This is a genomic window from Streptomyces atriruber, from assembly GCF_001418325.1.
In the GTDB taxonomy this organism is placed as follows: domain Bacteria; phylum Actinomycetota; class Actinomycetes; order Streptomycetales; family Streptomycetaceae; genus Streptomyces; species Streptomyces atriruber.
In genome coordinates this window covers 1-6,709 of sequence record NZ_LIPN01000522.1, presented here as the reverse complement: position 1 = coordinate 6,709, position 6,709 = coordinate 1, and the positions used below count along the sequence as shown (strand labels likewise).

Sequence of the window (6,709 nt, the reverse complement as noted above, 5' to 3'; positions counted from 1 at the left end):
GGCCCGGCGGCTCCCGAGGTGAGCAGGGTCCCAGAGGTGAGAAGGGCGACAAGGGTGAGAAGGGGGAGCGGGGCGAGAAGGGTGCTCCGGGGTCCGCCTGCCCGGACGGATACAGCCTCCAGGAGCCACCCGGCGACCCCGACGCCCTGGTCTGCCGCCGCACGGGCGGTGGCCCGACGGCCCCGGCCCCCGCGCTGACCCTGCTGGCCGCGCTCCCGCCGCAGCGGCGCCGTCTGCAGGACCAGGACCACTGAGGGCGGACGTGCAGGCCGGTGCCGTATGGCCCGGCGCGGGGCCTGTCCGACGGCCCTGGGCCCGACCCTGGCCCTGCGGGCCGCCTTCCGCCCCAGCGCCGCCGTCTGTAGGGGCAGGGCCACTGAGGGCCGATGCGAGGCCCGTGCCGTACGGCCCGGAGTGGGTCTGTCCGGCCGTCCCGGGCCCGGCGCTGACCCGCTGGCCGCTCCCCCGTCCCAGCGTCGCCGTCTGCAAGGTCAGGATCACTGGGGGCCGATGTGCAGGCCGGTGCCGTATGGCCCGGCGCGGGGCCTGTCCGACCGTCCAGGGCCCCGCGCTGACCCGCTGGCCGCTCCCCCGTCCCAGCGCCGTCGTCCGCAGGGTCAGGATCACCGGGGCCGACGTGCAGGCCGGTGCCGTGCGGGCGCGGAGTGGGTCTGTCCGACCGCCTGGGCCCGCCCCCGGGCCCGCCCCGGGCCCGTGCAGCCACCTTTCCGCCGCAGCGTCGCCGTCCGCAGGACCAGGGCCACTGAGGGCCGACGCGAGGCCGGTTCCGTAGAGCCAGCCTGGAGTGGAGTCTGTTCGACCGCCCTCAGGCCCGGCCTTGACCCTGCTCGCCGCGCTCCTACCGCAGCGTCGCCGTCCGCAGGACCAGGGCCACTGAGGGAAGACGCGCAGGCCGGTGCCGTACGGCTTGGAGCGGGGCCTGTTCGGCCGCCCCGGGTCCGGCCCTGACTCTGCTGGCTGCGCTCCCGTACCAGCGCCGCCGTCCGCAGGGACAGGACCAGGACCAGGACCAGGACCACTGAGCGTCGACCTACGGCACCTGTCGTACGTCCCGGAGTGGGGTCTTTTGCGGGGGCGTCGAGTCCGGGATGCTCCAGGGTCATGAGTAGACCTGTGAGACGCGTCAATACCCGCATGCGCCACTGGATCTGGCCCGCCGTGCTCGCCGTCGCGGCGGCCGGGCTCTCCGCCGGTTCCCCGGCCGGGGCGGACTCCGACCGGTCGGGGCTTCCCGAAGCCATCGACGCCATCCTGGGCGACCCGCGCATGGAGGGCGGCGTGGCCAGTGTCGTGGTCGCCGACTCCGCGTCCGGCGACGTCCTCTACCAGCACCTGCCCAGCGGGCGCCTGATGCCCGCCTCCAACACCAAGCTGCTCACCTCGGCCGCCGCCATGGAACTCCTCGGCCCCGGCCACCGGTTCACCACGGACGTCCTCACCACCGCGCAGCGGCGCGGCCCCGTGCTCCGGGGCGACCTGTACCTGCGCGGCACCGGCGACCCGACGACGCTCGCCAAGGACTACGACCAACTCGCCGCGAAGATCGCCGACTCGGGGATCGAGCGGGTCTCGGGGCGGCTCGTCGCCGACGACACCCGGTTCGACAGCAAGCGCATCGGCGACACGTGGGGCGGCGACGACGAGTCCGCGTACTACGCGGCGCAGATCAGCGCGCTGAGCGTCGCGCCCGACACCGACTACGACACCGGGACGGTCATCGTCGAGGTCGAGCCCGGTGCGCGGGCCGGGGCCGCGCCGCGCGTGCGCGTGACGCCGAAGACCGACTACGTGGACATCGATCTGCGGGCGACCACCGTTGCGGAGGGCGGCGACGACACCATCGCCGTGGAACGTCAGCACGGCAAGAACGTCATCACCGTCAGCGGCACCGTCCCGGTCGGCGGGGACACCACCAAGGAGTGGGCCACCGTCTGGGAGCCCACCGGTTACGCCGCCGCCGTCTTCCGGGACGCCCTGGCCGCGCACGGCGTGAAGGTGAGCGGACCGACCAGGGCGGGGCTCGCCACGCCGAAGGACGCCCGGCGCCTCGCCACGCACGACTCCATGCGGCTCAAGGACCTCATGATCCCCTTCATGAAGCTGTCCAACAACATGCACGCGGAGAGCCTCACCAAGGCCATGGGTCACAAGGCGACCGGACGCGCGGGGAGTTGGGACGACGGCGTCGCGGCCATCGGCGGCTATCTGAAGACCGCGGGCGTCGACCCGGGCAAGATCCGCCAGGTCGACGGCTCCGGGCTGTCGCGCAAGGACAACGTCGCGGCCGAGCAGTACATCGAGCTGCTGCGGTCGGCGAAGGGCGAGCCGTGGTTCGCCGACTGGTACACCTCCCTGCCGGTGGCCTGCGAGCCGGACAAGTTCGTCGGCGGCACGCTGCGCACGCGGATGTGCGGGACCCCCGCCGCCCGCAACGTCCATGCGAAGACCGGGACGTTGACGGGCGCGTCCGCGCTGTCCGGCTACGTCAAGGACAAGAACGGGCGGGAGCTGGTCTTCAGCATCGTCCTGAACAACTACCTGCCCTCCTCGGTGAAGGCCCTGGAAGACGCCATCGTGGTGACCCTCGCCTCCTCGACCGAGGACAAGGCCGTCCCGGTCAAGCCGCGTTCGACGCGTGCGGCGCAGCAGGACGGCGGCGAGCTGGAGTGCTCGTGGCGCAAGCCCGTGCGCTGCTGAGCAGCAGCGCGCAGCAGGCGGCGGTGACCGGCACCCCGTAGCCCGCGGCGGAGCCCAGGTGCTCCACCGCCCAGCCGCCGCCCGCCGCGCCGCAGGCGATGCCCCCGAGGAGGCCGGTCACGGCGAGGGTCATGCCCTCGTTCAACCGCCCCTCGGGGGTGCGGCGCTGGACGAGCGTCATGGCGGTGACCATCGTGGGCGCCGTCGCCATCCCCGCGAGGAGCAGCGCTCCGGAGAGGGCGATCAGCGAGCCGGTGGCCACCACCGCGAGCAGGGGCAGCGTCATCGCTGCCGCCATCGCCGCGGCGCACAGCAGATGGCGGCGGCCCAGCGGCCCGCGCGGTCGTGCCGCTCCGTAGACGAGCCCCGCCGCGCAGGAACCCGCGGCCTGGAGGGCGAGGACCACGCCCGCGGCAGCCTTGTGCCCCCGCTCGTCGGCGAAGGCGATCGTGACGACTTCGAGGGAGCCGAAGACGGCACCGGTGGCGAGGAAGCCGATCAGCAGAGCGGGCATCCCACGCGCGCGGAGCAGCGATTTCGTCCCGGCCGACGGGTCCGTGCGGTCCTGCGGCGGCGGCTCCGTCGCCCGCTGCGCGGCGAACACGAGCACGCCGGTCACCAGCAGGATCACGCCGGTCAGGGTGCCCGCCTCGGGGAAGAGCGTGCCGCACAGGAGCGCGGCGAGGACCGGCCCGAGCATGAAGCAGAGCTCGTCGGCGGCCTGCTCGAAGGAGTTCGCGGTGTGCACGGCCCGTGCGTCTCCCTTGAGGAGGTGGGCCCAGCGGGCCCGGGACATGCCACCGGTGTTGGGTGTCGTGGCGGTGGCCGCGTACGACGCGAACAGCGTCCAGTCGGGCGCTCCGTTGCGCACGCACAGCAGCAGGGAGAGCGAGCCGAGCGCGGCGATCACGGTGGCGGGGACCGCGACGCGCGCCTGGCCGTGGCGGTCGACGAGCCGCGCCGTCCAGGGCGCCACGACGGCGGTCGCCGCGAGGCCGGTCGCGGTGACGGCGCCTGCCAGGGCGTACGAACCACGGGCCCCGGAGATCATGATGACGGCGCTCACGCTGAACATGCCCATGGGGAGCCGTGCGACGAGGTTGCCGAGGGTGAAGGCGGTGGCGCCGGGTATCGCGAAGAGACGGGCGTACGGGTTGTGGGGCATGCGGCCAGCCTGGCCGGGGGCGCCGGTGGGGGTCCAACACCTTCTGGGTGCCGATTCACGCACCTCCGTTGTAGGTTCCTGCGATGACCGCAGACCCTGTCGTACGCCGTGACGTGGACCCCCGGCTGTTGCGCGCCTTCGTCGCCGTGGCGGAGGAGCTGCACTTCACCCGCGCGGCCACCCGGCTGTACGTCGCGCAGCAGGCGCTGAGCCGTGATGTCCGGCGCCTTGAGCGGGAGTTGGGCGCCGTGCTCTTCGCGCGCAGCACACGGCAGGTCGCGCTGACCGCCGACGGGGAGCGGCTGCTGCCGTACGCGCGACGCGTGCTGGAGGCCCAGGACGACCTGGTCGCCGCCGCCACGGGCGCGGCGCGTCCGCTGCTCGTCGACCTGAACAGCCCCGGCCTGGTCTTCGGGCGCATCCTGGAGCGGGCCCGCGCGCTGGCCCCGGAGTGCGAGCTGATGGCCCGCTTCGAGAGCGGCCTCACCGGATCCGCCGCCGAGATCGTCGCGGGTCGGCTCGACGTCTCCTTCGGGCGGTACGCGGGACTCGATCCGGCACTGCGGGCCGGACTCGACCAGCAGCCCGTGCGGTACGAGCCGATGGCGGTGCTGCTGCCGGCCGGCCATCCGCTGACGGAGCTCGACGCGGTGCCGCTGGACGCGCTCGCGGGGGAGACCGTGTACGCGGGGGCGGGCAACCCCGGGACGCCGGAGTGGACCGGCCTCGCGCGCCTGCTCTTCGAGGGGCGCGGCATCGGGATCGCACCACCCGCGCCCCTCGCCGTCGGCCCCGAGGAGTTCGAGCGCGTCATGGCGAAGAACCGGAATCCGGTCCTCGCCGTGGTGGACTTTCCGGCCATGCCGGGCGCCGAGCTGCGGCCGCTCGTCGATCCCGTCCCGCTGTCCCCCGTGTCGCTGGTCTGGCGAAAGGGGTTGATTCATCCGGGTGTTGACGCTTTGCGGACGGCCGCCGCGGCACTTGCCGCCGAGGAAGGGTGGCTGGAGAAGCCCGCGAATGGATGGCTTCCCGCCACAGATGCACTCATCATGATGAGTCATAACTGACTGAGGACCACGCCTGCCTCCGGTCCGCTACGTTCGTGGCTCTAGTGCAGTGTGATAAAGGGAGCGCTCGGACCGGGTGGGGGCCCGGTCCGCACGACGGACATGCGGACATGCGGAGTCGTGCGCGCACCCGAGTCAGTGATGTGGGGGGTTGTGCGTACGCATGGAAACGTGGCGAGAAAATGCCCTGCCAGGACATACCCATGATCCGAACGAGGTCACCGTTCAGATCGACGGCTTGGGGCATCAGCTGGCGGACCTGTCCGCGGAGCCCGGCCGTGAGGGCGCGGCCGAGGGGCCGGTGTTCGTCGACGAGACGGGCCGCCGCAGCCGCAGGTTCCGCCGCTTCGGAGTGGTCGTCGGCATCGCCTGCGCGGTCTACGCGGCGGTCATAGCGGGCACGCTGCTCTCCGGCAACTCCAGCGCGCCCTGGCTGCCCATGCCGGAGCCCAGGGCCGAGAAGCCTGCGAGCAAGGTGGACGTGTCCGACCGGCCGGAGGGCTCCGCCGATCCGTCCGCCTCGCCCGCCTCGCCCGACGGGTCGCCGTCGCCCGGCGCGACGGACAGCCTCGGCGCGAAGCCCGGTCCCGGCGCCGACGGCGGGCCCGGCCCGGCCCGCGGCACAGGCCCAACCGGCGCGCCCCGCAAGCTGCCTGACACCGACTCACCCACCCCGGCACGGCGAAAGGAGGACGCCCCACGAACGGCACACGACCGCCCGCGGCGACGGAATGCAGTCAAGAAAAGAACTCGACGAAGTACGGAGAAACCCCATGAAGATTCAGGTTCTGGGTCCGTTGAGCGCCGAGGTCAACGGGGGATCGATTGTTCCGACGGCACGCAAGCCGCGGCAGATTCTGTCCCTTTTTGCCCTCTACCCCGGACAGGTCATGCCTGTCCCCACGCTCATGGAGGAACTCTGGGGCACCGAACCGCCCCAGAGCGCGCTCACCACCCTGCAGACCTACATCCTCCAGCTGCGCCGGCACCTGGGCACCGCGCTGGGCCCCGACACCCCCGGCACGGCCAAGGAAGTCCTGGCCACCCGGCACGGCGGCTATCTGATGCAGATACCGGCCGAGGGCGTGGACGTGCACGAGTACGACCGCCTGGCCACCGAGGGCCGCACCGCCTTCGAGAGCGGCGACGACGCCACCGCCGCCGACCGCTTCCGCCAGGCCCTGGCCCTGTGGCGCGGGCCCGCCCTGGTCGACGTGCGGGTCGGACCGATCCTGGAGATCGAGGTCATGCGCCTGGAGGAGTCCCGCCTGGGCACCGTGGAGCGGCGCATCGACGCCGACCTGCGGCTGGGCCGGCACTCCGAACTCATCGCCGAACTCACCGAACTGACCGCGCGCTACCCCCAGCACGAAGGACTGCACTCGCAGGCCATGGTGGCGCTCTACCGCTCGGGACGGCAGGCCTCGGCCCTGGAGATCTACCGCAAGCTGCGCATCCGCATGATCGAAGGACTGGGGGTGGAGCCCTCCCCGCAGGTCCAGCGGCTGCACCAGGCCATGCTGGCCGTCGACCCCCAGCTGGACGTCACGGCCGGACCGCGCCGCACCTCCACCTTCGACCTCTACGCCGCCTGACCCCCCGCACCACCCGCACGGTCTGTGCAGGCCGTGCCGCCTGAACCGTCCCGGGTCCGCCTCGTCCCCCGCCCGCCGGAGGACGAGGCGGACTCGAGCCGTCTTGGGGCACGCGTCGAGCCGCGGCGGGCACACTGCACAGACCACCGGCCCCACCCCGGACC

Annotated in this window: 5 protein-coding genes and 1 pseudogene; 4 read left to right on the top strand and 2 right to left on the bottom strand. The window is 73.0% G+C overall.

All coding sequences use genetic code 11. From position 1 onward, the window contains the following. A pseudogene (locus AOK03_RS37540) lies at nt 1–254 on the top strand (hypothetical protein); the annotation flags it as partial. A 901-nt stretch (nt 255–1,155) separates the two neighbouring features. After that, entirely contained in the window at nt 1,156–2,718 is a 1,563-nt protein-coding gene (gene dacB / locus AOK03_RS37535) for a D-alanyl-D-alanine carboxypeptidase/D-alanyl-D-alanine endopeptidase (protein WP_079075216.1), read from the top strand. On the opposite strand, the gene AOK03_RS37530 is transcribed toward dacB, so the two are convergent. After that, nucleotides 2,639–3,883 carry an MFS transporter gene (locus AOK03_RS37530; protein WP_055569848.1) on the bottom strand — a complete coding sequence of 415 codons (1,245 nt, stop codon included), beginning with the start codon at nt 3,881–3,883 and terminating at the stop codon, nt 2,639–2,641. The genes dacB and AOK03_RS37530 overlap by 80 nt on opposite strands. An 83-nt stretch (nt 3,884–3,966) precedes the next feature. Here AOK03_RS37530 and AOK03_RS37525 point away from each other — a divergent pair, with 83 nt between their 5' ends. Beyond that, a complete protein-coding gene (locus tag AOK03_RS37525; RefSeq protein WP_055569847.1) occupies nt 3,967–4,950 on the top strand; it encodes a LysR family transcriptional regulator in 984 nt (327 codons plus the stop codon). Between the two features lie 378 nt (nt 4,951–5,328). On the opposite strand, the gene AOK03_RS37520 is transcribed toward AOK03_RS37525, so the two are convergent. After that, nucleotides 5,329–5,574 carry a hypothetical protein gene (locus tag AOK03_RS37520; protein WP_055569846.1) on the bottom strand — a complete coding sequence of 82 codons (246 nt, stop codon included), beginning with the start codon at nt 5,572–5,574 and terminating at the stop codon, nt 5,329–5,331. A 149-nt stretch (nt 5,575–5,723) separates the two neighbouring features. Here AOK03_RS37520 and AOK03_RS37515 point away from each other — a divergent pair, with 149 nt between their 5' ends. Then, nucleotides 5,724–6,545 (top strand): AfsR/SARP family transcriptional regulator, encoded by an 822-nt coding sequence (locus AOK03_RS37515; RefSeq protein ID WP_055569845.1) that lies wholly within the window; start codon nt 5,724–5,726, stop codon nt 6,543–6,545. Nucleotides 6,546–6,709 lie beyond the last annotated feature (164 nt).